This window comes from Limimaricola variabilis, from assembly GCF_034371605.1.
Lineage (GTDB): Bacteria > Pseudomonadota > Alphaproteobacteria > Rhodobacterales > Rhodobacteraceae > Limimaricola > Limimaricola variabilis.
The window spans coordinates 130,159-156,988 of the sequence record NZ_CP139694.1 but is presented as its reverse complement, the minus strand read 5'-3'; the positions used below and the strand labels follow the sequence as shown (position 1 = coordinate 156,988).

Annotated in this window: 19 protein-coding genes; 12 read left to right on the top strand and 7 right to left on the bottom strand. The window is 70.0% G+C overall.

The window, feature by feature from the left end:
• Window positions 1-46: 46 nt before the first annotated feature.
• From T8T21_RS19135 to T8T21_RS19120, 4 genes are read right to left on the bottom strand one after another with little or no spacing between them, the layout of a single operon-like run.
• Window positions 47-1,111 (bottom strand): glycosyltransferase family 4 protein, encoded by a 1,065-nt coding sequence (locus T8T21_RS19135; protein WP_322338048.1) that lies wholly within the window; start codon window positions 1,109-1,111, stop codon window positions 47-49.
• Window positions 1,108-2,202, bottom strand: coding sequence for a glycosyltransferase (locus T8T21_RS19130; RefSeq protein ID WP_322338177.1), 1,095 nt, complete (start codon window positions 2,200-2,202; stop codon window positions 1,108-1,110). Before T8T21_RS19130 ends, T8T21_RS19135 begins: the two co-directional genes overlap by 4 nt.
• A gap of 5 nt (window positions 2,203-2,207) precedes the next feature.
• A complete protein-coding gene (locus T8T21_RS19125) occupies window positions 2,208-3,056 on the bottom strand; it encodes a hypothetical protein (protein WP_322338047.1) in 849 nt (282 codons plus the stop codon).
• A 56-nt stretch (window positions 3,057-3,112) separates the two neighbouring features.
• Window positions 3,113-4,504, bottom strand: a complete 1,392-nt coding sequence (locus tag T8T21_RS19120; protein ID WP_322338046.1) for an oligosaccharide flippase family protein — start codon at window positions 4,502-4,504, stop codon at window positions 3,113-3,115.
• A gap of 233 nt (window positions 4,505-4,737) precedes the next feature.
• Between T8T21_RS19120 and T8T21_RS19115 the strand changes: the two genes are divergently transcribed.
• The 9 genes from T8T21_RS19115 (at window position 4,738) to T8T21_RS19075 (ending at window position 19,431) form a co-directional block, all read left to right on the top strand.
• Window positions 4,738-6,147, top strand: a complete 1,410-nt coding sequence (locus tag T8T21_RS19115; RefSeq protein WP_322338045.1) for a hypothetical protein — start codon at window positions 4,738-4,740, stop codon at window positions 6,145-6,147.
• 82 nt (window positions 6,148-6,229) lie between these two features.
• Window positions 6,230-8,464, top strand: coding sequence for a GumC family protein (locus T8T21_RS19110; RefSeq protein WP_322338044.1), 2,235 nt, complete (start codon window positions 6,230-6,232; stop codon window positions 8,462-8,464).
• Complete coding sequence (locus T8T21_RS19105) at window positions 8,448-9,659, top strand: polysaccharide biosynthesis/export family protein (RefSeq protein ID WP_322338043.1); 1,212 nt, start codon at window positions 8,448-8,450, stop codon at window positions 9,657-9,659. Before T8T21_RS19110 ends, T8T21_RS19105 begins: the two co-directional genes overlap by 17 nt.
• 115 nt (window positions 9,660-9,774) lie before the next feature.
• Entirely contained in the window at window positions 9,775-10,839 is a 1,065-nt protein-coding gene (locus T8T21_RS19100; RefSeq protein WP_322338176.1) for a glycosyltransferase, read from the top strand.
• Window positions 10,840-11,085: 246 nt separating this feature from the next.
• Entirely contained in the window at window positions 11,086-13,110 is a 2,025-nt protein-coding gene (locus tag T8T21_RS19095; protein WP_322338042.1) for an acyltransferase family protein, read from the top strand.
• Window positions 13,111-13,560: 450 nt separating this feature from the next.
• The gene (locus T8T21_RS19090; protein WP_322338041.1) at window positions 13,561-14,997 is read left to right on the top strand and encodes a hypothetical protein; all 1,437 of its coding nucleotides are present in this window, start codon (window positions 13,561-13,563) and stop codon (window positions 14,995-14,997) included.
• Between the two features lie 132 nt (window positions 14,998-15,129).
• On the top strand, window positions 15,130-15,345 hold the full coding sequence (locus tag T8T21_RS19085; RefSeq protein WP_322338040.1) for a hypothetical protein: 216 nt from the start codon (window positions 15,130-15,132) through the stop codon (window positions 15,343-15,345).
• A gap of 75 nt (window positions 15,346-15,420) precedes the next feature.
• Window positions 15,421-17,010 carry an exosortase E/protease, VPEID-CTERM system gene (gene xrtE / locus T8T21_RS19080; protein WP_322338039.1) on the top strand — a complete coding sequence of 530 codons (1,590 nt, stop codon included), beginning with the start codon at window positions 15,421-15,423 and terminating at the stop codon, window positions 17,008-17,010.
• Between the two features lie 108 nt (window positions 17,011-17,118).
• Window positions 17,119-19,431, top strand: a complete 2,313-nt coding sequence (locus T8T21_RS19075) for a hypothetical protein (RefSeq protein WP_322338038.1) — start codon at window positions 17,119-17,121, stop codon at window positions 19,429-19,431.
• Between the two features lie 6 nt (window positions 19,432-19,437).
• Here T8T21_RS19075 and T8T21_RS19070 read toward each other — a convergent pair whose 3' ends face one another.
• Entirely contained in the window at window positions 19,438-20,367 is a 930-nt protein-coding gene (locus T8T21_RS19070) for a glycosyltransferase family 2 protein (RefSeq protein WP_322338037.1), read from the bottom strand.
• 249 nt (window positions 20,368-20,616) lie between these two features.
• Here T8T21_RS19070 and T8T21_RS19065 point away from each other — a divergent pair, with 249 nt between their 5' ends.
• Both T8T21_RS19065 and T8T21_RS19060 read left to right on the top strand, forming a co-directional pair.
• Window positions 20,617-20,943, top strand: coding sequence for a PilZ domain-containing protein (locus T8T21_RS19065; protein WP_322338036.1), 327 nt, complete (start codon window positions 20,617-20,619; stop codon window positions 20,941-20,943).
• Window positions 20,944-21,191: 248 nt separating this feature from the next.
• Window positions 21,192-23,474 carry a bifunctional diguanylate cyclase/phosphodiesterase gene (locus tag T8T21_RS19060; RefSeq protein WP_322338035.1) on the top strand — a complete coding sequence of 761 codons (2,283 nt, stop codon included), beginning with the start codon at window positions 21,192-21,194 and terminating at the stop codon, window positions 23,472-23,474.
• A 30-nt stretch (window positions 23,475-23,504) separates the two neighbouring features.
• Here T8T21_RS19060 and bhcR read toward each other — a convergent pair whose 3' ends face one another.
• The gene (bhcR, locus tag T8T21_RS19055) at window positions 23,505-24,332 is read right to left on the bottom strand and encodes an HTH-type transcriptional regulator BhcR (protein ID WP_322338034.1); all 828 of its coding nucleotides are present in this window, start codon (window positions 24,330-24,332) and stop codon (window positions 23,505-23,507) included.
• A gap of 247 nt (window positions 24,333-24,579) precedes the next feature.
• Entirely contained in the window at window positions 24,580-25,482 is a 903-nt protein-coding gene (locus tag T8T21_RS19050) for a LysR family transcriptional regulator (RefSeq protein ID WP_322338033.1), read from the bottom strand.
• 114 nt (window positions 25,483-25,596) lie between these two features.
• Here T8T21_RS19050 and T8T21_RS19045 point away from each other — a divergent pair, with 114 nt between their 5' ends.
• Entirely contained in the window at window positions 25,597-26,823 is a 1,227-nt protein-coding gene (locus T8T21_RS19045; protein WP_322338032.1) for an aminopeptidase P family protein, read from the top strand.
• Window positions 26,824-26,830 lie beyond the last annotated feature (7 nt).

Below are 26,830 nucleotides of genomic sequence, written 5' to 3'. Positions count from 1 at the left end.
ACCGACTGACAGGAGCCCTTCGGGGCTCCTGTCGCCGTTTCGGGCCTCAGGCAACCTGCAGGATCAGTTCGCGCAGCCGCTCGCCGGCCCGTGCCCAGGTCAGCTGGGCGGCGCGGGCCCGGCCACGGGCGCACATTTCGCGGCGCAGTGCGGCGTCGCCGCACAGCCGCCGGATCGTCTCGCGCCAGGCCGCCGGCTCTGAGGCCGGGGCGTAGAGCGCGGCCGCCGCGCAGACCTCGGGCATCGCCCCGGCGCGGGCCGCCACCACCGGCGTGTCGCACCACATCGCCTCGACCGGCGGCAGGCCGAAGCCTTCGGTCAGGGACGGAAAGGCGAAGCAGACCGCGCCCTCGTAGAGCGCCCGCAACTCGCCATCCGAGACGAACCCGGTGAACAGCGTGCCCGCCGGGGGCTGCCAGCCGCGCGCTGCGTAGGCGTCGGCGCCGGGCCCGCCCGCGATCACCAGCCGCGGCAGCGTCGCCCCGGCGTCGCGCCAGGCATCGAACAGCACCCGCATGTTCTTGTACCCCTTGGCCGATCCCAGCGCGAGGACGTAGCCGCCCGGCGCGAGGCCGTGGCGCCGCAGCACGCCGCGATCGGCGGGCACCCGCATCAGGTGATCGGTGCCGTTGTAGATGACGTCGATCTTGTCCGGGTGGCCGATGCCATGCGCGGCGAGCGACTGGCGCGAGAACTCGGACACGGTGAGGATGCGCCGCGCTCGGCGCGCGATCCAGGGCAAGAGCGCCCGGTAGGCCGCCGCCTGCCGGCCGGAGTAATCCTCCGGGTGCAGGAAGGTCTGCGCGTCGTGGATCATCACCACCGAATTGCCGTGCAGGAGCGGTGCGAGATTGCAGAAATTGATCAGCGTATCGCCCCGCGCGACGCGCGGCAGGGTGAGCATCTCCCAGCCCTGGCCGCTGCCGCAATGGCCGGGCACCACCTCGGGACGGAGCGCGGGAAACTCCGGGTCGGGCTCGTGCTCGCGCGGCGCGACGATCCTGACCCGGTCGAGCCGGGTCAGTTCGCTGGCGTAATGGGCCGCCGTGCGGTGCACGCCGTTCAGCCCCGCATCGAGGAACTTGCCGTTCACGGTGATCCGTCTCTTCATGCGTCGATCCCTGCCATGGCGGGCGCCAGCGCGGCGCTCCAATTGTCGCGGAAGGCCGCCGGGGTGAAGCGCGCGATCGAGCGGGCCAGCGCCGCCTGCCGCGCGGCGCGCGGTTCGGGCTCCAGCTCGACCAGCTGCCGCATCATCCGGGCGATCTCGGCCTGGTCGAGCGGGTCGGCGGTGAAGGCGCCGTCGCCGGCCACCTCCTCGAGCACGCTGTCGCGGGCGACCAGCGGCACCAGCCCGGCGGCGATCGCCTCGGCGACCGGGACACCGAAGCCCTCGAGCAGGCTGACCAGTACGAAGCCCGCCGCGTTGCGGTAGAGCCAGGAGAGCTGCGCGTCGCTGACATAGGAGAGCAGCACCACCCCCTCGGTCGTGGCAGCGAGGCGGGCCACCTCGTCGGCGCCCGGCTCGCGCGCGCCGCACAGCACGTAGCAGTAGCCGCGCTGCGCCAGCCCGCTCGCGGCGAAGGCGCGGATCGCGGCGGCCTGGTTCTTGCGTCGGCCGATCGAGCCGACGGTGAGCAGGAAGGGCGCGCGAACTTCCTCGACCGGGGTCGGGGGGGCGGCGGCGAGTTCCGGTCGCAGCGGTGGGTAGATCACCTCCATCCGGGGCAGCGGGCCGAACAGATCGACATAGGCGTCACGCGAGGCGCGGCTGACGAAGACCATGCCGGGCTTGGTCTCGGCGATCTGGCGGTAGGCCTCGTCATAGAGGCGGCAGACCCGGTCATCGAACAGCTCGCGATGCGTGAGCGGCCCCATGTCGTGGCACAGCACCAGATCGCGCGGCCCGGTGCGGTAGAGTCGCACCGTGTAGGGGTCGAGATGCAGCACGGGGCGGCGCGCCCGCAGCCCGGCCAGCCCGGAGGGCAAGCGCTGCCGCAGCGCGATCTCGGCATCCGAGCCGCGCTCGATCAGCGAACGGCGCAGACCGTCCGGGGCCCGCAGCTCTGATCCGGGGGCGCGCCGGAACCGGCCATAGCGGACGCTGGCGATCCGGTCGGCATTGTCGCGAATGATGTCGCGGCCGATGAAGTACTTGCCGGTGCGGTTGCGCAGGGCGAGCGAGAAATCGACATCCCACATGGCGATCACGCCGCGCTCGAGAGAGGGTGGCGCCGCGCCGCGGCGTGCAGCCGGGCATCCTGCGCATAGCGCTCGGCGATGAAGGCCTCGGTCTCGGCGTCGAAGGCGAGGCGGTCGTAGCCTTGGGACGCGGTCTCGTAGAGCCCGCTCCGGAGCCAGAGCGGTCGCAGCGCGGCGCGCAGCGGCTGTGGCAGGACGTTGCGCGACAGGGCGCGGACCACCGGCTGGGCGTGGCGGAACCAGCGCTTGGGCTGCCGGCTCTGGTTGGTCGGGGCCGCCAGGAAGCGCGGCGCTCCGTAGCTGTCATGCAGCCAGGCCTCGAGCCGGGGCAGGTCCTCGATCGCGAACAGCCGGTCGACGACCTGTCGCCCGTCGAGCATCACGTAGTCGCTCTGCCGGGTGAAGTGGATGTAGCGCAGATCGGCAAAGACCTCGCGATGGGCGAGCCAGTCGCGCACCCGGATCGCGGCGGCGCGCAGCATGTCGTCGGTGATGCTGAGCGCGCCGATGCCGTCGAATTCGCGCAGGTGCTGGCGCAGCGCCGAGACGAAGCGGCTGCGCGGGTCGCGCAGCACCGCGAAGGAGGTGCTCCGCGCGAGCAGGGCGAAGCAGCGCGGGAAGTCCCGGGCGAGGATCGGCAGGGGAATATGCGCCTGATGGATCTCGCCCAGACGATCATGCGGGTAACCGAAGGGCGTGACCCGCGCGCGCATCTCGGCTTCCGAAAGGCCGTTGTCGCGGGCGAAGGCCGCCCATGGGAAATCCGCGATCGGGTCGAGGCCGCGATAGATCGACAGGCCGGCGCATTTCGGGACGTGGACGAAGAACAGGTTCTTGTCGGCTGAGTACTTCACGTGTCGTCTCCAACTGGTAAAACACATCACTGTAAAAGAAGGAAAAAACGCCGGTCCTATCCGGAGAAGGCGGCGAGCTGGAACACCCGCAGCCGGGCCGCCACGGCGATCGCGGCGAAGCCCGCCAGCACCCCCAGCGCGAGGCCCGCGAGAAGCGCCGTCACCGGATCGGCGATCACCTCGACGGTGGCGCGTCGGATCAGGTGCAGCACCGCGCCGTAGCCCAGCGTCAGCAGCAGCGCGAGGCCGAAGCGCTGCAGCGCCGGGCCGGTGCGCAGCCCGCCCGACCGGCCGATCACCGCGATCGCGCCGAGCGTCAGCAGCCCGCCGGTCACCGCCTGCGACCAGGCCAGCACCGCGAGACCGAAGGGCGCCGCCGCGAAGACCGCCGCGAGCGAGACCGCCGCGCCGAACATGTTGTAGCGCATCACCATGCCGGTCCGCCCCAGCCCCGCCGCCACCGGCTCGAGCAGGAACGGCCCGACCGCCAGCACCGCGCGCACCGCGAGCGCCTGCGTCACCACCATCGCGGCGAGATAGGCGGGCTGGAACACCAGCTCGACGATGTCGGCGGCGAAGGTGACGATCACCATGGCGATGCCGCCCGCGAGCACCGTCACCGTGCCGGCGAAGCGGGCGAGCTGCTCGTCCATCGGCAGCCCCTTGCGCCCGGCCGCGCCGAACTGGGTCTGGGCGAAGCTGCGCATCGGCTGCACCACCACGTCGGTGGCGCCCGAGGCGACGCGGTTGCCGAAGCGGTAGAGACCGGCCTCGGCGGTGGTGAACATCACCCCGAGCACCAGATCCGCGCCGTAGCGCGACAGGAAGCCCATCGCCTGCGCGCCGTAGAGCCCGCCCGAGAACATCGTGGCCCGGCGCGCCAGCGCGGCGCTGAAGGACAGGCCCGGCCAGGCGCGCGAGGCCAGCGCGTAGAGCGAAATGCTGACCAAGAGCTTGGCATAGCGGAACACCACCAGCGCGTAGACCGACTGCCAGATCCACAGCAGCGTCACCCCGACCACGAGGCCGACGGCGTTCTGGGCGAACATCACCATGAAGTGCCGGTTCACCGCCTGCCGGCGCAGCATCATCGCCGCGAACCACGCCTCGAGCGAGGCGAGCGGCTGCGCCAGCGCCAGCAGGGTCAGCACCAGGGCGAGCTGCGGCGCCTCGAAGAGCTGCGCCAGCGGCATGGCCAGCGCCGACAGCAGCGCCGCCCCGCCCGCGCCGAGCGCGAACAGCATCCAGAAGCCGGTGTCGAGCACCGGCCGGTCATCGGCGGGCGAGGTGATGATGAAATGGTAGAAGCCGGTATAGGTCAGCGTCTGGATCAGCGTCACGAAGATGACGGCGATGCTGTAGACGCCGTATTCCGCCGGCAGCATGAAGCGCGCGGCGAGCAGCATCACGACCAGCAGGGAGACCTGTTCGAGTCCCCTGGCCGTCATGGCGAATCCGGCGAATGCGATACGGCGACCACGCGGCCCGAAGGGGCGCGTCATTGAAAAAACACTCAAAACAAACACTCGTCACTAAGTCGTCGCCCCCGACTATGACGCATCGGATCAAGCTGTTACAGAGGAGCTTGCCGGGAAATCGCGAATCCGTGTCCCGATGCCGGCTGGATGCCCACAGGACAGCCATGCAGTTTGTTTCGAGTACTATTGTCGCATTTGCGATATTGGCGCTGATCGCCGCCAGGGGCCCCTATCGCGGGCTGATTCTGTTTTTCGCGGTGACGCCGATGGGCGCCATGGCCGCGATCAACCTCCCGGCGCTCGGCGGCACCTCCATCACCGTCATCGACGTCGCCGTCGCGGCGCTGTTCGGCCTCGTGCTGCTGGGGCGCGACGCCCATCCCGCCCGGCTGGCCGCTGCCTTCATGCCCCGCACGCCCGGCGTGTTCCTGCTGCTGTTCCTGCTCTATGCCGCCGTCGCCAGCGCGTTTCTGCCGCGGCTCTTCGCCGGCGATGTCGAGGTGTTCGGCATCGGCCGCAGCGCCAATGCCGACGGCATCGTGCTGACCCTCCTGCGGCCCGGCAACGGCAACATCTCGCAGATGTACCGGCTGATGCTCGGCCTGATGATCTTCGCGACCTGCGCGGCGCTGGTCTCGCGGCGGCCCGACACCGGCCACGTGCTGCGGCTGATGGTGGTGGCGACCGCCATCAACGTCGCGCTGGGGCTGGCCGATATCCTCAGCTACGCCGCCGGGCTCGAGGCGCTGATGGAGCCGTTCCGCACCGCCAACTACGCGATGGCGATCGGCCACCGCATGGCCGGGATGAAGCGGATGGTCGGCGGTTTCCCGGAGGCCTCGGCCTTCGGCTATTACTCGGTCGGGCTGATGGGGTTCTGGATCAGCTACTGGATCAGCGGCACCCGGCGCGGCCGGCTGGTGCCGGTGATGCTGCTTCTGAGCGTGTTCGTGGTGCTGCGCAGCACCTCCTCCTCGACCTATGTGGCGACGCTGGCCTTCTGCGGGCTGTTCGTGCTGGTCTCGCTGATGAGCAATGTCGGCGGGCTGCTGTCGCGGCGCGGCGCGGCGCTTTTGGTAGGGTTCCTCGCGCTGCTGCCGGTGGTGGTCTACGCGCTCTACCTCACCTACGAGATGGTGCCGGGCTTCCAGGCCTTCGTCGACCGGTCGCTCTTCGACAAGCTGGAGACCGATTCCGGGGTCGAGCGGATGAGCTGGAACACCCAGGCGCTGCGCAACCTGATCGACACCAACCTGCTCGGCACCGGGCTCGGCTCGATGCGCGCGTCGAGCTGGATCTTCGCGGCGCTCGGCAGCACCGGGATCATCGGCACGGCGCTGCTGCTGGCCTTTCTCGCCCGGCTCTTCCTGCTGCGCGCGGGCGGCGTCGATGCCGGGCGGGACGATCGCGACGCGCTGATCCGCGGCTTCAAATATGGCTGCGTGGCACAGTTGCTTTCGGCACTGCTGAGCCAGCCGACGCCCAATCTCGACTCCTTCTTCTACGCCATGGCCGGGCTTGCCTTCGGATTGAGCAGGGCCGTGATGCCGATGCCCCGCACGGCACGCGCCGCGCCGCGATCCGCAAGTTCGATGTTGCAGCGCAGCATATGACGCGGCATGCTGGTTTCGTTAGCGATTGAACAGGTCGTCCCTGCTCGGGGATGGCCGTCCGGATTTACAAGTGGAACAGAGATTGACCAGTGCGCGCCCCTTGGCCCGCCCGGTGGACAACACGCAATTCGACGATGACGGGATCGACCTCGGGGCGCTGTTCGCGGCCCTGTGGCGAAAGAAATGGATCGTCCTCGCCTGCATGTTGCTGGGTGCCCTTCTAGCCAATGTCATGGTGTCGCGGCAGACGCCGCTCTACACCGCCCAAAGCAGCCTGATGCTCGACCCGCGCACGGTGCGGGTCATGGCCCAGGAGTCGGTGGTCTCGGACCCCGATCTCAATGACGGGCTGATGGAATCGGCGGTCGCGGTGCTGATGTCGAACCTGTTGCTCGAGGAGGTGATTGACAGCCTCGAGCCCGAATTGCTGGCGCCGCTCGACCCCGCCAACGCGCCCGAGGCCGCGCCCGGGCCGATCGACGCACTGCGCGGCGTGATCGGCGGTCTGCTGGACCGGGTCCGGCCGCAGCCCGAAACCGACGCCGAGACCGAGGCGGCCGCCGCGCCGCCGGCCAATGCCCTGTCGCCCGAGGAGCAGCGCCGCCGCCATCTGGTGGGCGAGATCCGGCGCAGCACCCGGATCTGGCGGTCGGGCGATTCCTACGTGATCAAGATTTCGGTCGAAACCATCTCGCCGGAGATCGCGGCCCGGCTCGCCAACCAGATCGCCGCCCAGTACATCGCCCGCTCGCTGCGCGACCGGGGCGAGACGATGCGCGCGGCGACCACCTGGCTCGGCCAGCGGGCCGAGGATCTGCGCCGCCAGCTCGAACAGGCCGAGACCCGGGTCGAGGAGGCGCGCGCCGCGCAGCTGAGCGGCGACGGCATCTCGCTCGAGGCGATCACCCAGCAGCAGATGCAGCTCAACACCCAGCTCGCCATGGCGCAGGCCGACACCGCCACGGCGCTCGGCCGTCACAACGAGATCGCGAGGGTGATCGAGCGCGACGGCATCGACGCGGCGGCCGAGCTGGTCAGCTCGCCCTTCGTGTTGACCCTGCGCCAGGACCTGTCGCAGCTGCGCCGCCAGGATTCCGACCTCTCTTCGCTCTACGGGCCCGAGCATCCCGAGCGGCAGCGCATCGCCGCCCAGATCGAGCTGATCGACCGCGACATGCGCCGCGAGATCGGCGCCATCGTCGCCGGGCTGAACAACGACCTCGCCGTCGCCCGCGCCCGCGAGAGCGCGCTGCGCGACAGCCTCGCCGCGCTCGAAGACCGGCAGGCCTCGGTCTCGCAGGCCTCGATCGAGCTGCGCCAGCTCGAACGCGAGGCGGATTCGGCGCGCCGCACCTACGAGGACGCGCTGGCCCGTTTCAACGAGACCCGCACCGTGGAGCAGTTCCAGAGCCCGGATGCCCGGCTGGTCGAGCGGGCGGTGGTGCCCGGCGGCCCCTCGGCGCCACGGCCGAAGCTGATGACCGTCTTTGGCGGGGTGGTCGGCTTCTCGATCGGGCTGGTGCTCGCCTTCCTCGCGGTGTTCATGCGGCGCGGCTTCGGCCTGCCGCGCGAGGTCGAGCGGGCGACCGGCGTGCGGGTGCTGGCGGCGCTGCCGCGCGGCCGCTGGCGCGGCTGCGACCGGATGCTCGAAGCGCTGGCGCGCTCGCCGCACCAGGTCTTCGCCGACCGCATCCGCCAGCTGCGCGCGGTGCTCAACGGGCCGCGCGGCGAACGGCCGCCGCGCAGCGTGCTCTTCACCTCGCCGCTGGCCGGTGACGGCAAGACCTGCACCGCGCTCGCCTTCGCCTTTCTCGAGGCCAAGGCCGGGCGGCGGGTGCTTCTGCTCGATCTCGACATGCGCCGCTCGCCGCTGCGGCGGGCGCTGGAGCTGGCGGGCGGCGACGATCTGCCGGCCTATCTGCAGGGGCGCTGCAGCCTCGACGCGGCGATCCGGTCGCTGCCCGATCAGGGCTTCGACCTGCTGACCACGCTGACCCCGGCGCCGCTGCCGGGCGGCGAGCTGACGCCCGGCGCGGTGCGGGCGCTGCTCGAGGAGCTGGGCCGCCGCTACGACCGGGTGGTGATCGACGCGCCGCCGCTGCTCTCGGGCTCGGAATCGCTGATCTGCTGCGGCGAGGCCGAGGCGGTGCTGCTGGCGCTGCGCCACCGGGCGACCACGGCGGGCCAGCTGCGCGACGCGCTGCAACGGCTGCGCGACATGCAGATCGAGCCGGCCGGGCTGGTGATGACGATGACCGATCTGCGCGAGGAGGGGGTCCGGCATGCGGCGGAGTATTCCTATGTCCATGGCGCTTGAGCGCACGGCCCTCGCGCTGGCGGTGCTGCTGGCCGGCAGCGTCGCGAGCGCCGAGCCCTACCGGCTCACCGCCGGTGACCGGGTGCAGCTGGCGCTGTCGCCGAGCGACGCGCCGGTGGTGATGCAGGTCGGCGCCGATGGCAGCGTCCGGATCCGCAGCGTCGGCGGCGTGCCGGTGGCGGGGCTGACGCTGGACGACGCCGAGGCGGCGATCGAGACCGCGGTCGCCGAGGCCGGGATCTTCGTCGCGCCGGACGTGGACATCGCGATCGACAGCTACGCGCCGGTGATGGTCACCGGCGACGTCGCCACGCCCGGGCGGCTCGACTACCTGCCGCAGCTGACCGTCGAGGTCGCGGTCGGGCTGTCGGGCGGCATTTCGGAGACCCGCGGCACCAACCGGCTGGAGCTGATGCGCGCCCGCGCCGAGATCGAGGGCGGGCTGCTCGGGCTGCGCCGCGAAATGGCCTCGACCGCCGCGCGGATCGCCCGGCTCGAGGCCGAGCTGGACGACGCCGAGCAGCAGGTCGTGGCGGGCCCGGAACTGCGCCGGGCGGTCCCGGCGCTCGACACCGCCGGGCTCGAGGCGGCGCTGGCCGACCAGCAGGCGATCCTCGAGAACGCCCGCGCCCGCAGCGCCGAGCTGGTCGCGGGTTGGGACGAGGAGATCGCGGCGCTGACCCGCCAGAAGACGCTGCTGGAGGAGCGGATGGCGCTGCAGGACCGGATCGCCGAGGCGCAGCGCGCCGAGCTGGAGGCCGCCCGGTCGCTGGCCGAACGCGGGCTGGCCACGACCAGCGCGCTCAACACCGCCGAGCGGACCGTCAGCGACGCGCAGTCCCGCACCTTCGAGCTGCAGGCGGCGCTGGCCGGGATAGAGCGCGGCATCTCCGAGGCGCGGCGCGGCCGCGACGGCTTCCTGCGCAACCGGCGCGAGGAACTTCTGGTCGAGCTGCGCGCCGCGCGCGACCAGCTCGCGGCGCTGCGGATTCGATATGGCACCGCCGAGACCCAGTCCGCGCTTCTGTCGGACGGCAATCTCTCGGCTCTGATCGATGACGGCCTGTTCGAGGTCGACTACGCGGTGATCGACGGGCGCAGCGGCGAGATCCGCGCGAATGCCGATGCCGCGACCCCGCTGCGCCCGGGCGATGCCGTCCGGGTCGAGGTAACCCGCCTGGCGAGCGAAGGCTGACCCCATGCATGACATCTATCCCCGCTCCGAAACCGCTGCGCCGATCCGCCCCGCGCCCCGTCACCGGCCCCGGCCGGAGCCCCGCGTCGCCATCATCCACTACTGGCTGGTCGGCATGCGCGGCGGCGAGAGGGTGCTCGAGTCGCTGTGCCGGATGTTCCCGCAGGCCGACATCGTCACCCATGTCGCGGTTCCCGAACGTCTCTCCGAGACGCTGCGCCGGCACCGTATCGTCACCACGCGCATCGCCGGGCTGCCCTTCGCGGCGCGGGCCTACCAGAAATACCTGCCGCTGATGCCGCGCGCGCTCGAGGAGGTGGACCTGACGGGCTACGACATCGTCATCTCGAGCGAAGCAGGCCCGGCCAAGGGGGTGATCGCGCCGCCCGACGCGCCGCATCTGTGCTATTGCCATTCGCCGATGCGGTATTTGTGGGACCAGTACCACGTCTATCGCGACGGCGCCGGACTGGTGACCCGCGCGACGATGCCGATGCTGGCGCACCGGCTGCGGCAATGGGACGTGAGCAGCGCCGCGCGGGTCGACGGCTTCGCCGCCAATTCGCACCACGTGGCCGACCGTATCTCGAAATACTGGCGCCGCGAGGCGCGGGTCGTGCACCCGCCTGTCGCGGTCGAGGATTTCGCCCCGGTCGCGCGCGAGGAGGTCGGCGATTTCTACCTCTGGGCCGGCGAGCTCGCGCCCTACAAGCGGCCCGACCTTGCGGTCGAGGCGATGCGCCGGCTCGACCGGCCCTTCGTGGTGATCGGCGGCCCCGACGCCACGATGCAGAAGCTGCGCCGCCAGGCGGGACCGAAGACCCGGTTTCTCGGCAAGGTGCCGTTCGAGACGCTGAAATCGCACATGGCCCGCTGCAAGGCGCTGATCTTCCCCGGCGAGGAGGATTTCGGGATCATCCCGGTCGAGGCGATGGCCTCGGGGCGGCCGGTGATCGCCTATGGCCGGGGCGGGGCCTGCGACACGGTGATCGACGGCGAGACGGGGCTGCTGTTCCGCGACCAGTCGGTCGAGGGGCTGATGGCGGCGGTCGAGGCCTTCGAGGCGGCCGGGCTCGGCCGGGCCGACCCCGCGGCGCTGGTCCGCCACGCCGCCGGGTTCAACGAGGCCCGGTTCCAGGAGGGCATTCGCGCCTCGCTGGCCGAACTCGGCGCGATCTGACCTCCAGCCGGCGTCGCCGGCTCCTTGAATTGCAAGCGATGGTTGCGGCGTCTCCTCGGAGGCGCCGTTTCCGCATGGCCGATCGCGATCCGCCGCAAAGCGCGGCGGGCTGCCGATTGCCGCGGCAGATCGCGGCAGAAGGCGATCGCGGGCGTGGGAAAACCGCACCGCGCGGGTTTCAACCTGAGGTGGATACACGTATTGGTTGCCACGTAGACCAGTGACTCCCGTTTTCAAGGTATTCCCATGTCTGAGCTTGCAGTGCAGACCGGACCGGCGCAGGCCGGTCCGGCCCCCCTGATCGCGCCCTCTCCGGCGAAGGCCCGCCCGGCGCTCGCCTACAGGCCCGAGATCGACGGGCTGCGCGCCCTCGCCGTGCTGCCGGTGCTGTTCACCCATGCCGGCTTCGCGGGCCTCGGCGGCGGGCATCTCGGGGTCGACGTGTTCTTCGTCATCAGCGGCTATCTGATCACCGCGATCCTGCTGCGCGAGCTCGACCGCGAGGGGCGGGTCTCGATCATCGACTTCTACGAGCGCCGCGCCCGGCGGATCCTGCCGGTGCTGTTCGTGGTCGTCGCCGCCAGCTTCGTCGCCGCCTGGATCGTCATGCTCCCCAAGGAGTTCCGCGATTTCGGCCAGAGCATGGTCGCCACCGGATCGTTCCTGTCGAACATCTTTTTTGCGTCCGAGAACGGCTATTTTCTGCGCGCCAGCGATTTCAAGCCGCTGCTGCATACCTGGTCGCTCAGCGTCGAGGAACAGTTCTATCTGGTGTTCCCGCTGCTGCTGGCGGGGCTGGCCTGGCTGGCGCCGGGGCGGGTCGCGATGATCCTCGCGGCGCTCGCGCTCGCGAGCTTCGGCTGGGCGCTGCACGGCACCAGGGTCGCGCCCGACAGCAACTTCTTCATGCCGCTGGGCCGGGGCTGGGAGCTGCTCGCAGGGGCGATGCTGGCCTGCTGGGGCGGGGCGGCGGAATGGCGGTCGCGGCGCCCGGCATGGCTGCTCGACGCGCTGTCGATGGCCGGACTGGTGGCGATCCTCGCGGCCTATCTCCTGTGGGACGACACCACGCCGAACCCGGGGCTGCCGACGCTGCTGCCGGTGCTCGGCGCTTGCGCGATCATCGCCTTCGCGGCGCCCGGCACGCTGGCCTACCGCCTGCTGACGCTGCGCGCGATGGTCGGGATCGGGCTGGTCAGCTACAGCGCCTATCTGTGGCACCAGCCGCTCTTCGTCTTCACCCGGCTGCTGGTCGGCGACCTGCCCGGCTGGGGCTGGGGCGCGATGATCGCCGCGACGCTGCTGATCGCATGGGCGAGTTGGGCGGTGATCGAGGCGCCGTTCCGCGACCGGGCCCGGATCGGGCGCGGCGCGGTGTTCGGTTTCGGCGGCGCCGGCCTCGCGGCGATGATCGCCGCCGGGATGGCGGTGCATCTGCAAGGCGGCCTGCCGGGCCGGCTCGACGAGACGCGGTTGCTGCTGGCGAGCGCCCAGACCGATGTCAGCCCCTATCGCGACAGCTGCGGCAACAGCCTGCCGGAGAGCTTCGACGGCTACTGCGTCTTTGGCGAGACGGCCGGGCCGACCGTCGCCTTCATCGGCGACAGCCATGGCAAGGAGCTGTTCTGGCGCGCCAGCGAGCGGGCCGGTGAGGAGGGCTTCGCGGTGCAGGCCTTCTTGTGGAACGCCTGCCTGCCGGTCGCGCTGCCCGAGGATGCGCGCGGCTGCGCCGAGTTCGTGGTGCAGGCGCGCGAGCACATCATCGCCTCGCCCGAGATCGAGATCGTGGTCATCTCCGCCAACTGGTCCCGCTACTTGGGCTGCGGCGACCTCTGCTACGGCGAGGATTACGGGCCGATGCCGGCGGCGCGGGTCGCGGCGATCGGGGCCGCCCTGCGGCGCGAGATCGCGGCCTATGCAGAGGCGGGCAAGTCTGTGCTGCTGGTGTCGCAGATCCCGACGATGCCGTGGGACATCCCGCGCCATCTCAACGCGCGGGCGCTGCGCGATGGCGGGATCGCCGAGATCGGCGTCGCGATCGACAGCCACCTCGAGCGGGCGGCGGTGGCGATCGACACGGTCGAGCCGCTCGAGGCGCTGCCCGGGGTCGAAGTTCTGCGCCCGCGCCGCGTGTTCTGCGCCGATGGCCGCTGCCCGGCGCTGCGCGGCGACCGGCCGCTCTATTTCGACGACAACCACCTCAACGGCCATGGCGCCGAGGCGCTGCTGAGCATGCTGATGCCGCGCCTCGACGCGATGATCGAAGGGTAGGGACCGATGCGGATGGCTCGCTCATCGACCGATCTGCCACGTCCGAAAACCGGCAACGCGGCGCGGCGCGGACGAGCCATACAGCCAATTGACAGGGCGGAAATGGCCCGGCCATAGTCGCCTTGTTTCCGCCACATTTTTTCGTGTCGCGGGACGTGTTTAACGAGTGTTCTGCCCCCTCCTTCGTCCGGTCCGTTGTTTGGAGATCCCCCGGAGAGAAGGCCGCGCCGAGCGAGGCGCAACCCGGGGCAGGTGGGGTGTGAGTTTGCGAGGGAGACGACCGGTATCATAGCGCCATCCGACGGCCCGCCCCGTGGCGGACCCGGTCGCGAGGGCACGCGCCAATCCTGAAACCCGGCGGCCGATCCCTTCGGCCGCCCCGGCCATGCGCGGCGGGTCGCCCTCGGCCCGCGGCCCGGCCCTGTCATTTTACCAGTTCTGGAGCCGCCAATGGGACGTTCACTTGTTTTCACCATCCCCGGTGATGTCGGCACGATCATCCGGGTCGAGGAGATCACCGATCCGCTGACCGGGATCGTATCGCTGCGCTTCGACGTCACGCTCGACGAGAGCGGCGCGCAGGCCGATCTGCGCGGGCTGTTCTTCGACGTCGCCGACAGCGCCCTGCTCGGCGGCCTCTCGGTCAGCGGCGCCGACGTCACCACCAGCCGCTTCGCCCGCGACGCCGTCACCGATCTCGGCAACGGCGCCAACATGAACGGCGCCCTGACCAAGAAGGGCAACGGCTTCGACGCCGGCATCGCCTTCGGCACGCCGGGCATCGGCAAGGATGACATCGACCAGACCGGCTTCACCCTGTCTTCCTCGGCCGGGGACCTGTCGCTCGAACTGATCGCCCAGATGCGGTTCGGCGTCCGGCTCACTTCGGTCGGGCCGGAGGGCTGCCGCGAGGATTCGCTCAAACTCGCAGGCATGGCCGGCGGGATCGTGGACGCGCAGGACGATGCGGGCGCGCTCTGCGCCACCGAGACCGTGACGCTCGACGTGCTGGCCAACGACATCGGCGCGGCTGGCGTGGTGCGGGTCGCGGGCGTCGCGCTGGCCACGGGCGACAGCGTCACGCTCGACAGCGGCGCGGTGGTGACCCTCACCCAAGACGGCACGCTGCGCTATGACAGCGCCACCGGCACCTATGATGTCGACGGCGCCAGCGTCGCGGCGGGCGACCTGCTGCTCGGCAGCACTGCGGTCGACAGCTTCCTCTACGAGATCTCGAACGGCGCCGGCGGCTTCGACACCGCGCGGGTCGACGTCACCCTGCACGGCGCGCTCAACACGCTCGATACCATCGAGGCGAGCCTGCCGCAGGGCGGGTTGTTCAAGGTGACGCTCGATACCGCCGGGTCGGCCTTCTACGACCTGACGATCACCGGCACCGGCGATGCGCGCCTCGACGGGTTGACCATCGACGCGGCCTATTGCGCGGCGGCCCACGAGCCGTTCGACATCGGCCAGACCATCGCCTTCGAGATGTATCTCGCCGATGCCGACAGCATCCCGGCCGGAACGGTGCAGCGTCCCGAGCATCTCGACGAGGTGAACTGGATCCTCAACCAGGACTTCACCACGATGTCCAACGGCAGCGGCGGCACCTTTACCCAGGCCGAGATCCAGGGCGCGATCTGGGGGCTGCTCGACGATTTCGTCTTCGTCAACGAGGCCTATCCCGCCTTCGGCAAGACCGCCAACGCCCGCAAGATCTACGACATGGCGCTGGCCCAGGGCGACGGTTTCGAGGCGGGGGCGGATGATCTGGTCGGCCTGATCCTGCAGCCGACGGCCGCCGCCGAGAGCGACGGCAACCACCAGCCCTTCGTCGTCGGCCTGGCTTTCGAAATGCTCGAGCAGGACTGCCTGATCCTGTGACGGCACCGGCCGGCGGCGCCCGCGCCGCAGGCCACGGGCGGGGGCATCGGGGACCCCGCCCGCGCGCGCGGATGCGCCCCGCATCCGCCGGACCAAGGCGGCCCCCGACCGCTGCATGCAAGGAGCGATCACATGCGCAAACACCTCCTCACCACCCTGTCGACACTGGGGGCCGCGGCGGCCCTGCCGGGCCAGGCTCTCGCCTCGGTCTGCGCCACCAACCCGACCCTGCCGAGCTGCGATATCACCCGGGTGCCCGAGATCGACGCGCTGCAGGGCGGCGCCGCGCTCGCGGCGCTGGCGGCGATCGTGCTGATCGTCTGGGAACGGCGCCGCCGCGCCGCCTGAGCGCAACCGGCCGCGCCCCGCCCCGAGCGGGCCGGGCGCGGCCCCCTCCCTCCCCGATGACGACAGGAGAGACCCATGCTCATCCGGGCGACCAGGCCGCTGCGCCACGGGCCGATCGGCCGCGTGCCGCTGCTGTGCGGCCTCGTGCTGGCGGATCTCGTCCTCGCCAGCCTGCTCTACAAGCACGGCTTCGCCTTCACCTGCCGCGACAGCGCGCCCGCGGCGCTGTGCGAGGGGCTGTCGCGGATCGTGCCGCGCGCCAGCGGCATGGCGCTGGTGATCGGCCTGCTCGCGCTGGCGCTGCGGCTCCCGGTGCGATCCGGGCAGGGCTGGCGGCGCCTGCTGGCGTTGCATGTGGCCGGTGTGCTGGTGGCGCTGCTGCCGTGGGGGTTCCTGTCCGAGGGCGCCGGCCCGGTCACCTTCGGGGCGGCGCTGCTGTCATGGACCGGCGGGGCCGGACTGGCGGCGGCGGGGCTGCTGGGCCTCATCGCCCCGGCGGGTGTTTGGCGCCGGGCGCTGCACGGCCGGTGGGCGGCGATCCTGCCCGCCTTGGCCTTGGGCGCTCTGCTGCCAGAGCTGTCGGACCTGCTGCAGCCGCTTTGGCGGCTCGAACTGCTGTCGGGCCTGACCTTCGACGCGGTGACGGCGCTGCTCGGCGGGCTCGGCTACGACGTGCTGCTGTTCCCGCATGAGCGCATCATCGGCATCGACGGCTTCGTGGTCGAGGTCGGCAAGCGCTGCTCGGGCATCGAGGGCTTTGCGCTGATCTCGGTCTTTCTGGCGATCTACATGGTGATCTTTCGCCGCGAGCTGCGCTTTCCGCGCGTCTTCTGGCTGTTCCCGCTCGGCCTCGCGGTCAGCTTCGGCTTCAACATCCTGCGGATCGCGCTGCTGATGGTGCTCGGCGCCGAAGCGTCGCCCGATCTCGCCGTGGGGGCGTTCCATTCGAATGCCGGCTGGCTGAGCTTCGTGCTGCTGGCCTGCGCGATGATGCTGGCCGCGCATGCGCTGCCCGGGCTGCGTCGCCAGACGGTCCCGCTGGCCGCGCCGCGCCGGGGCGCGCCGCTGCCGTTCCGGCAGGACCCGGAAGTGGCGCAGCTGCTGCCCTTCGCCGCCTTCATGGCCAGCGGGTTGCTGGCTTCGGCCTTCTTCGCCGAGCCGGCGGTGGCCTACCCGCTCCGGGCGCTGGCGATGGCCGTGGCGCTGGCCTTCGTCTGGCCCGGGCTGCGCGGACACCGGATCGGGTTGGACCCGGTCGCGCTCGCCGCCGGGCTTGCGGTTGGGGCGGCCTGGGTTGTCACCGCCGCGCCGCCGCCCGAAGGCGCGGCCCCACCGGTGGCCGATACGGCTTGGCTCGTCTTCCGGCTGGTCGGCACGGCGGTGCTCGTGCCGGTGGTCGAGGAGCTGTTCTTTCGCGGCTACCTTCTGGGCCGGATCGCGCCGCCGGGCGCGGCCCCAGTACGGCTGTGGTTCGGCCTCGCGGTCAGCACCGCGTGTTTCGCGGCGCTGCACGACCGCTGGATTGCCGCCACGCTTGCCGGGCTGGTCTTCGCGGCGCTGGCCCGGCGGCGCGGCGCGCTGGGGGATGCGATCCTCGCCCATATGGCGGCGAACGCATTGATCGCGCTCGCGGCTTTGCTGCTGCGGCGGCCCGAACTGCTCTGAAGGCGATTCAAACCCCCGGCGGGCACCCGCCGAGGGGCCCTGATCCATCTCATTCTTGCCACAATCCGCCCGGACAACCGCCACTGTTCATGAATTGGCGGAGCAGGCATGACCTTTCAGAGCGGATCTCATTTCACCCTCGGCGTGGCCACACGGTACGGGCAGGGCGGACGCTACGACGACGCGCCGGGCTCGGATCTCGCCATGATCGAGGCCGATTTCATCCGCGACGGGCTCAACTGGCACCGGGTCGAGGCGACGCCCGGCAGCTATGATTTCAGCGATCCGCGCAGCCGCTACCTCGACGAGGTGCTGGCCTCCGGCGGGGACCCGATCCTGACGCTGCTGCCGCAGGGCAACCCGAACTACCAGGGCGGCAAGTGGGCCTCCGACGCGGCGGCGATCGATGGCTTCGCGGATTTCGTGGTCGCGGTGCTGGACCGGTTCCCGGGGCTGGGCCGGATCGAGATCGGCAACGAGTTCAACAGCCTGTCGACGCAGTTCGTCTCGGGCGAGGCCGCGTCCAGCAGCCTCGCCGACAAGGCGGCACTGCTGACACGGCTGCTGCAGGCGGTGTCCGACAAGGTCGGGGAGAGCCATCCCGAGGTTCAGATCATCGGCGCCGGGCTGCATTCCGTGCCGACCGGCTTCGTGCAGCACCTCGCCGATGCCGGTGCCTTTGCGCATATGGACGCGTTGAGCTTTCACCCCTACGGGCTGAGCGCCGAGGCCGCGAGCGAGGCCCTCGACGCGCTCGACGTCGTGCTCGACCGGCTGCCGGCGGAGCAGCGCCCGGCGCTGCTGGTGACCGAGTTCGGCCAGTCGGCCCTCGCCGGCGGCGCGGCGGCCAAGGCGGCGCATCTGGTAAAGATGACCGCCGCGCTAGCCAGCCACGGCGTCGACTCGGCGGCCTGGTATTCGCTCTATGACGAGGATCGCTCGGCCCATCCCGAGATGGGGCTGTTCGATCGGGTGCAGGCCCCCAACGACACCGCCGCGACCTTTGCGCATTTGCAGACGATGCTCGAAACCGGGTCGGCCCGGCGCGTCGAGGCCGATGGCACGCTGCGCGTCTACGAGCTCGACCCCGGCAAGTTCGTGATCTGGGGTGCGCCGCAGGCGCTGCGCCTCTCGGGCGAGGATATCGTGGTGCATGACCTCTTTGGCCGGGAGATCGCGCCCCCCGACCGGATCGGGGTGGAGCCGATCTTCGTCGAGGCGCGCGGCCTCGCGGTGCAGGGCGGCGGCGTGATCGCCGACAGCCATCTAGAGTTCGATTTGCAGCAATCCGGCGATGGCGGCTGGTCGCAGCATATCGAGAAGGTCACGGCCCGCGGCAGCAGCATCGAGCAGGTCGAGATCATGGGCGGGCAGGAGCGCGCCGACGAAAGCTGGAACCCCTATCTCGGCTCGCGCTGGACCCGGCCGCTGCGGATCGACGCGGCCGAGCTGCGCGGCGCCGATTTCAGCCGCGGCAGCCGCGGCAGCCGCGACGACCGCAACCCCGTCGACCGGTACGTCGCCGAGGCCGACGGCCCGGTCGATATCGCGGCGAGCTATGCGGTGGGGGCCAAGAGCGCCGACGGCATCGCGGTTTCGGTCCGGCTCAACGGGGTCGAGCTGCAGCGCGTGGTGATCGAGGGCGCGGGCGACGTTACCCTGCGGGGGCTGATGCTGCGCGAGGGCGACCGGCTCGACTTCGTGGTCGAGGATAACGGCAACGCCGATGGCGACGTGGCCCGCCGTCACATCCGGCTCTTCGAGGCCGAGGCGGATCGCAGCGAGGCCGAGCTGCGGGCGCTGCACCGCAACAGCGACATCATCGACGGCAACGAGATGGCCGCGCCATCTGCGTCGCCGTCGCCGTCGCCGTCGCCGTCGCCGGTTACCGGCTTTGGCGAGACACCGGTCGGTGCCGAGCTGCGTGGCACGGACGCCGAAGACCGGCTCTCCGGCAGTCAGGCCGCCGACATCATCCGCGCCTTGGCCGGGGATGACGTCATCTCGGCCGGGCGGGGCGACGATTTCGTCTTCGGCGGGGCGGGGCACGACGTTCTCAAGGGGCGCGGCGGCGACGACCGGCTCGATGGCGGTGATGGCGACGACCGCCTCTATGGCGATATCGGCGCGGATGTGCTGCTCTTGGGCCTCGGTGACGACTGGCTGCGCGGCGACATGGGCCGCAGCGGTCCGCGCCACGCCGATATCTTCGTCCTCGACGTGATCGAGAACGGGCGCGACGTGATCCACGACTTTTCGGCCGAGGATCGGCTCGACCTGCGGGGCGCCAGCTACGAGGTCGGCTTCCTCGGCTCGAGCGGGCGCAGCACCCTGATCGACATCGAGGGTGGTGGGCAGATCGTTCTGCAGGCCTTTTCCCGGGCAGAGTACGACGCGCTGGACGGCGACATCTTCCTCTGAGCGGGGTCAGCCCGCCTGCGGGGGCGCGACTTGGTTCAGCACACGCTCGGGCGCGGAGCGGCCGCGTAGGATGTCGGTGATCGCGGCCCAGTTGCCGCGCATCCGTCCGCGCCGGTCGATCCAGTCCTCGGGTCGGGCGGCGCGCAGATGGTTGGCGACGGTGTTGCGCAGCCCGAGCCGGAGCGCGAAGCCCAAGGGCACCGACCCCTTGCGGAACAGGTAGTAGGGATTGGCAATCTGGCTGTAGCCGAGCAACCTCCCGTTGCGCTCGCGCCCGGCTTTGACGCCGCAATGCACGCCGACCAGAGCGTCGCTGCGGACCTTCTCGCCGGGGACGCGGCTGGCGAAATCGACATCTTCAAGCCAGCTGTAGAGCGGCAGCCTTTCGTCGAAGCGCAGCCCCCCGATCGCCTTGGTCCGGAAGGCCATGTTGCAGCCGTAGAGCCCGACCAGCCCCGAGGCGAGGATCTTCGGATCGACGCCCGGATCGGTCTGGTCCGCATCCCAGTCCGCGACTATCCGTGCCGCCGCCTCTGCCTCGATGCCACCGCTGCAGACGCCGTCGGCCAGCACCCGCCCGGTGAGGCCGGAGACCTTTGGAAACAGGGCGAAGGCCCGGGCGATGCGTTCGAGCGCGTAGCGGCTCGGCACGAAATCGTCATCGAAGAACACGATGATGTCGTTCTCGTCCACGGCCGCGTCGAGGCCGCGATTGCGCTGAACGCAGAGCCCCTTGGGCGAGGTGATGACGCGCACCGGCACCGGAAAGCCGGCCCAGTCGATATCGGCGGGCAGGTCCGCCGGGCCGGTCACGGCAAATACGATCTCCCGGGGCGGCGAGGTCTGCGCCAGCAGATGCGGCAGCAGGCTGCGGACGATCTCGGGGCGCCCGAGGGAACAGATGACGACGGCGATTCGTGGCTGGTCTGTAAGCACTGTCTGAACCTGACTTTGACACTCGTAATACGGGAGTTAATGTCGATCCCTGCAGCCTTCAGCACAAGCGAAAATCGTCGCTGATCCACGCGGAGCCCTTAAAATGCGCAGCGCCGCGTGACGCCTGATCAGCCCTTGCGGAAAAGTCCCAATCGGCAGGCATCTCCATTATCGACCCTTGGATAGCTGGCCCCTCCCGGCCCGATGCGGTAGGATTGACCGAAGCCTTTGAATAGATTGGACTTGATCATGCGGTACCGCGCGCCTCGCTATCCGGCCAACAGCGAGCTCGGGGTCGAGCATGAGGGAACGCAGCACCGGGCCCGGCTTGTCGACATCAGCCCCACCGGCGCGCGGCTGCGTGGAATCGCGGCACTGACGAACGACACCCATGTGACGCTGTGCCATCTTTATCGCCGTATCAAGGCGCGGGTCGTCTGGTCGAACGAGCATTATGTCGGGGTCGAGTTCCTGCAACCCTTGGGTGCAGAGGATCTCGCCGCGCTGCGCGGCGTGATGGCAAGCCAGATGCGTGGCGGCGCAGCTGGGCATCATGGCTTCCGCGAACTGCGCTGATTGAGGCGCGAGTCGGGGCGCGGCGGTGGTGCCGCCGCGGCATCTCCCGGAAAAATACCCATGATCACGCCGCTTTGGCCATGTTTCGGTCTTAGTCGGCGGGCAGCGTCGGCCCAATTGATCTGGGGGCCTACGGCATGTTTTCGACGATTCTTCAGGGTCTTGTGCAGACCCACCCGCTCTTTGTCGCGATGGCGGCGGTGGTCTGCGGGGGGATGGCCTTGACCCTGGTACTGTTGATGCGCCAGATGAGCTTGAATCAGGGGCGTCGACGCCTCGTGCCGCTGCTCTGGATCGCGCTGGTCGCCGGGGGCGGGGTCTGGACCACCCATTTCATCGCGATGATCGGTTACCGCCCCGCCGCGGCGGTGGGCTATGATCCGACCATCACGGCGCTGTCGGCGCTGGTCGGGGTGATCGGGGTCGGCGTCCCGCTGGCGCTGGCCTCGCTGCAGCGCGCGCGTTGGGCCCGCGCAGGCCTGGGCGCGGTGGCCGGTGCCGGGGTGGGGGCGATGCACTTCACCGGCATGGCGGCGATGCACAACCCGATGCACCACGAGATCGGCAGCACGGTGCTGGCGCTGCTGTTCGGCATGGCCTTCTTCGCGCCCGCGATGGCGGTCAGCGGCATGGGCCTCGCCGCCCGCTGGGCGCGCGGCACCGGCCTCGTGCTCGGGGTCTGCACGCTGCATTTCACCGCGATATCGGGCATGGGGCTGCAGATCATCGGCGGCGCGGCGGGCGAGGGGATCGACCGGCAGTTGCTGTCGAGCTTCACCGCGTTGACCACGCTGGCGCTGTGCTACGCCGCGATCACCGCGATGGTGCATCGCCGTCGGCTCAGCAGTGCCCGCCAGGAGGTCGCCCGCAAGGAAGCCTCCTTCGTCGCGGCGCTGCAGAACATGTCGAACGCGCTGGTGATGGTCGACGAGAACCGTTCGATCACCGCGATCAACCACCGTTGCTACGAGCTGTTCGGCATTGCCGAAGGCTCGGTCGTCGCAGGCGATCGGATCGAGCGGCTGGTCGAGGTGATCGAGGCGGGCCGGGCTTGGGAGCAGGCCCGCTTCTCTGCGATCGTCGACACCCATCTGGAGCGGATGCGCGGCACCGAGATGCTGCGCAGCGAGGAGGAGTTCGCCAATGGCCGGGTGCTGTGCATCTCCAGCCGCGGTGTGCCCACCGGCGAGGTGGTGCTGACCTTCGACGATTTCACCGAGCACCGCGCCGCCCAGGCCAAGATCGCGCATATGGCCTTTCACGACGCGCTGACCGGCCTGCCCAACCGCCGCAGCTTCCGCGACCACATGGCCGCGATCATGGAGGACACCACGCCGCGCGCGCTGCTGATGCTCGATCTCGATCACTTCAAGGTGGTCAACGACACGCTGGGCCACCCGGTCGGCGACGGGCTCCTGGTGCAGGTCGCGCGGCGGCTGCTCGACGCGGCCGGCAAGGGCGCCACGGTGTTCCGCCTCGGCGGCGACGAGATGGTGGTGGTGCTCGACGGTGCCGGCGAGGTCGAGGCGACCGAGATCGGCCGCGCCATCATCGAGAGCCTGAGCCGGCCCTTTGACGTCGACGGCCACAAGATCAGCATCGGCTGCAGCATCGGCGCCAGCCTAATCGACGGCGCCACCAACACCTCCGAGGCGCTGCAGCGCGCCGATCTCGGCCTCTACCGGGCCAAGAGCCTCGGCCGCAACCGGATCCAGTTCTACGAGGACGGGATGATGGAGAAGGCGCTGGCCCGGCGGCAGATGGAGAGCGACCTCACCCAGGCGTTGAAATGCGGCGAGTTCCGGCTCGACTACCAGCCGATCTGCCGGCTCTCCGACCGCGCGATCCTCGGCTTCGAGGCGCTGATCCGCTGGGACCACCCGCTGCGCGGGCTGGTCTCCCCGGCCGAGTTCATCCCGCTGAGCGAGGAGAACGGCATGATCGTGCAGATCGGCGAATGGGTGATCGAGGAGGCCTGCCGCCAACTCGCCGAATGGCCCGAGGAGGTGCATGTCGCGGTCAACGTCTCGCCGATGCAGATGCGGCTGCCCTCGATCGTCGAGGTGGTGCGCCGAGCGCTGGCCGCGCATGATCTCGCGCCGCAGCGCCTGACGCTCGAGCTGACCGAGACCGCACTGGTGCGCGACGGCGCGCATCTCGCGCGCAACCTGATCGCGCTGCGGGCAATGGGGGTGAAGATCGCGATGGACGATTTCGGCACCGGCTACTCCTCCTTTACCCATCTGCGCGATTTCGAGCTCGACCAGATCAAGATCGACCGCAGCTTCGTCAACGTGGCGCAGGAGGATCACAAGGCCTGGGCGGTGGCGCAGGCGGTGACCAACATGGCGCGCGAGCTGTCGGTCGGCGCGGTCGGCGAAGGGGTCGAAAGCTCCGAGCAGATCACCCGGCTGATGGAGCTGGGCTGCGACGTGGCGCAGGGCTTCTTCCTGGGCCGCCCGATGGATGGCACCCGCGCCACCGCGCTGCTCGCCGATGCCGCCGCCGCCGACCACATCGCGGCGGAGTGAGCCGGGTCCCCGCCGCTGCCGGGCGGCGGGTCACCCTTTCGGCGCGACGCCCCCGATCGCCGTCGTCAGCTGCCGCGCCGCATCGCGCACCGCCTCGGTGAGCCGCGGCAGGTCGGTATCGGCGAGCCGCGCCACGGGGCCGGACACCGACACCCCAGCCACCGCCTCGCCCTGGGCGTCGTGCACCGCGGCGGCGAGGCAGCGCATGCCCTCGTTGCGTTCCTGATCGTCGACGGCGTAGCCGCGCGCGGCGCATCGTTCGAGATCCTCGAGCAGCGCGGCGCGCTCGGTGAGGCTGCGCGGAGTGAACCGCTCGAGCGGGTAGGCGTCGAGGATGCGGTCGCGCCGCGCGGCGTCGAAGGCGGCGAGCAACGCCTTGCCGATGCCGGAGGCGTGCATCGCCGAGACCGTTCCCGGCGGGAAGAAGGCGCGGATATGGGCGTGGGTCTCGACCTGGTTGAGGAACAGCACCCGACCGTCGCGCTCGACCCCGAGATTGGCGGTCTCGCCGGTGGTCTCCATCAGGCGGCGCAGGATCGGCCTGGCGCGGTCGACGAGGTTGGTGCGGCGCAGGAAGGTCGAGCCGAGGCGAAACGCGCCGGGGCCGACATGCCAGATCTGCCCATCCTCCTCGAACTCCACGAGCTGGCGGGCCTCCAGCGTCAGCAGGACCCGGTAGAGCGTCGCGGGGGATTCATCGAGATCGGCGGCGAGCTGCGACAGCGACGTGCCCCCGGCCCCGACCCGCTCCAGGACGTCGATGGCCCGATCGAGGGATTTGACCGGTGCGGGCTTGGTATCCCTGATGCTCCCGCGCGGTCGTCCCCGGCGGCGCGGCGTCAAGGGTTCGGTCTCCATTCTTGCGGCCTCCCTGCGGTCGTGGCCCTGACCTTAATGCGGTATGGGCGCCCATATCAAAGCGCCAAAGTGAACAGATTGCCGTGTTGCGACGTCCTACTGGTGCGGGTCGTGGGCAAGGTGGAAAACAAACGTGAGAAAACAGGCGCTTCAGCGGTAATCTTCGGATCAGCCGCTGAGGCGGGCAAGATGAGCCGTTGTAGTTGAGCGACTGCGTCAGGTTCGACCCTCTAAGAGCTGTAATCCTTCAAGCTTCATCCGCATCGCGCATCGCGAGGGCCCACTCGCGAAACACGTCTCGCGCCGGACCCATGTCCGGGTCGGCGGCCTCGGCGACGTGGAGGTAATAGGCGTAGCCGTCGCGGGCGGTCTGCTCCGACAGCTGGACCAGGCGATAGTGTTTAAGGTCGTCGCGGATCATGGCGGCGGGGCAGAGCGCGATGCCCTGCCCGGACAGGGCCGCCACGCGCAGGAGGTTGAAATCCTCGAAGACCGGGCCGTGGAGCGGCGTCCCCGTTTCCAGACCGCCACGGGCGAGCCAGCCGGCCCAGCCGGAAGTGTCGGTGTCGTGCAGGAGACCGGCCTGCAGCATGGCCTCGGTCGGGCCGACGTCCCGCGACAACCCGGCCGCGACCGCCGGATTGCAGACCGGGACGCTGATCCCCGGCAGGAATGGCTCGGTGCGGGCGCCGGACAGGACCGGCGGGGTGGGCGCATAGGTGAAGGCGAGGTCGACCTCCCGGAAATCGATCCCCTGGCCATGGATCGCGTAGATGATCCGCACCGGGATTTCGGGATACGCGTCGCGGAATGACGAAAGCCGCGGAATGAGCCAGCAGAGCGCCACGGAGGGGATCGCCGCGATCACCAGGGCGCGGCGCTCGTCCCCGGCGCGGGCCCGGGCGCAAGCGGCCTCGATGCCGCCGAGCGCCAGCCCGAGATCGCGCGCCAGCGCCTCGCCCCGCGGCAGCAGCGTCGGCCGCGCCCCGGAGCGGTCGAAGAGCGGTCGGCCGAGCCAGCTTTCGAGATGCCTGACCTGATGGCTGACGGCCGATTGCGTGACGAAGAGCGCCTCGGCAGCGGCGTTGAAGCTGCCGAGGCGGGCCACCGCCTCGAAGGCGCGCAGAGCGGTCAGCGGGGGAAGCGACACCGGAAGCTCCACATGAGAATAACTCATACGAGGATGAATTATCGTCTTTTGACAAGGGGCGCCATCCGCCGGACCCTCGGGCCAGTTTCAATAGCGGCGGACGGGGGTGCGATCATGCAGCGCGAACGGCTTCAGAACTATGTTGGCAACGGCGAGAAGGCGAAGCCGAGCTTTTCCGCCGCCGAGATGCAGCGCCGGCAGGACGCGATCCGGGCCTACATGGCCGAAGCGGGCGTGGATGCGGCGCTGTTCACCTCCTATCACAACATCAACTACTACGCCGATTTCCTCTACTGCCAGTTCGGCCGCCGCTATGGCCTCGTGATCGATCAGGACAGCGCCACGACAATCAGCGCTGGCATCGATGGCGGCCAGCCATGGCGGCGGACATTCGGTGGCAACGTCACCTATACCGATTGGCAGAAGGACAATTTCTTTCATGCGGTGCGGCAGCTGATCGGCAAGGCAAAGCGGATCGGCATCGAGTACGACCAGGTCAGCATCGAGTTTCTCGGCCAGCTCGAATCCGAGTTCCCGGGCGTCGCCTTCGTCGACATCGCGGGGGCTGCGATGCGGCTGCGGATGATCAAGTCAGCCGAGGAGATCGCGCATATCACCGAAATGGCCCGCATCGCCGATATCGGTGGCGCGGCCTGCGTCGAGGCAACCGCCGTGGGCGTGCCCGAACACGAGGTGGCGCTGCATTCGACCGCCACGATGGTCCGCGAGATCGCAAGGAGCTGGCCCGAGGCGGAGCTGCTCGACACGTGGACCTGGTTCCAGTCGGGCATCAACACCGACGGGGCGCACAACCCGGTCACCAGCCGCAGGATCGAACGCGGCGACATCCTGTCGCTCAACTGCTTTCCGATGGTCGCGGGCTACTACGTCGCGCTCGAGCGCACGCTCTTCGCCGAGGAGGCCAGCGACGCGCATCTCCGCCTGTGGGAGATCAACTGCAAGGTCCATGATCGCGGCAAGGCGCTGCTGGTGCCGGGCAAGAAGTGCTCGGAGATCGCCCGCGAGCTCAACGAGATCTATGCCGAGGAGGACCTGCTGCAGTATCGCAGCTTCGGTTACGGCCATAGCTTCGGCGTGCTGTGCCATTACTACGGCCGCGAGGCGGGGCTGGAGCTGCGCGAGGATTGCGAGACGGTGCTTGAGCCGGGGATGGTCGTGTCGATGGAGCCGATGATCACCATTCCCGAAGGCATGCCCGGCGCCGGCGGCTACCGCGAGCACGACATCCTCGTGATCGAGGAGGGTGGCAACCGCAACATCACCGGCTTCCCCTACGGGCCCGAGCATCTGATCGTGAAGGGCAAGGCCAGGGCCGCCTGACCCGGAC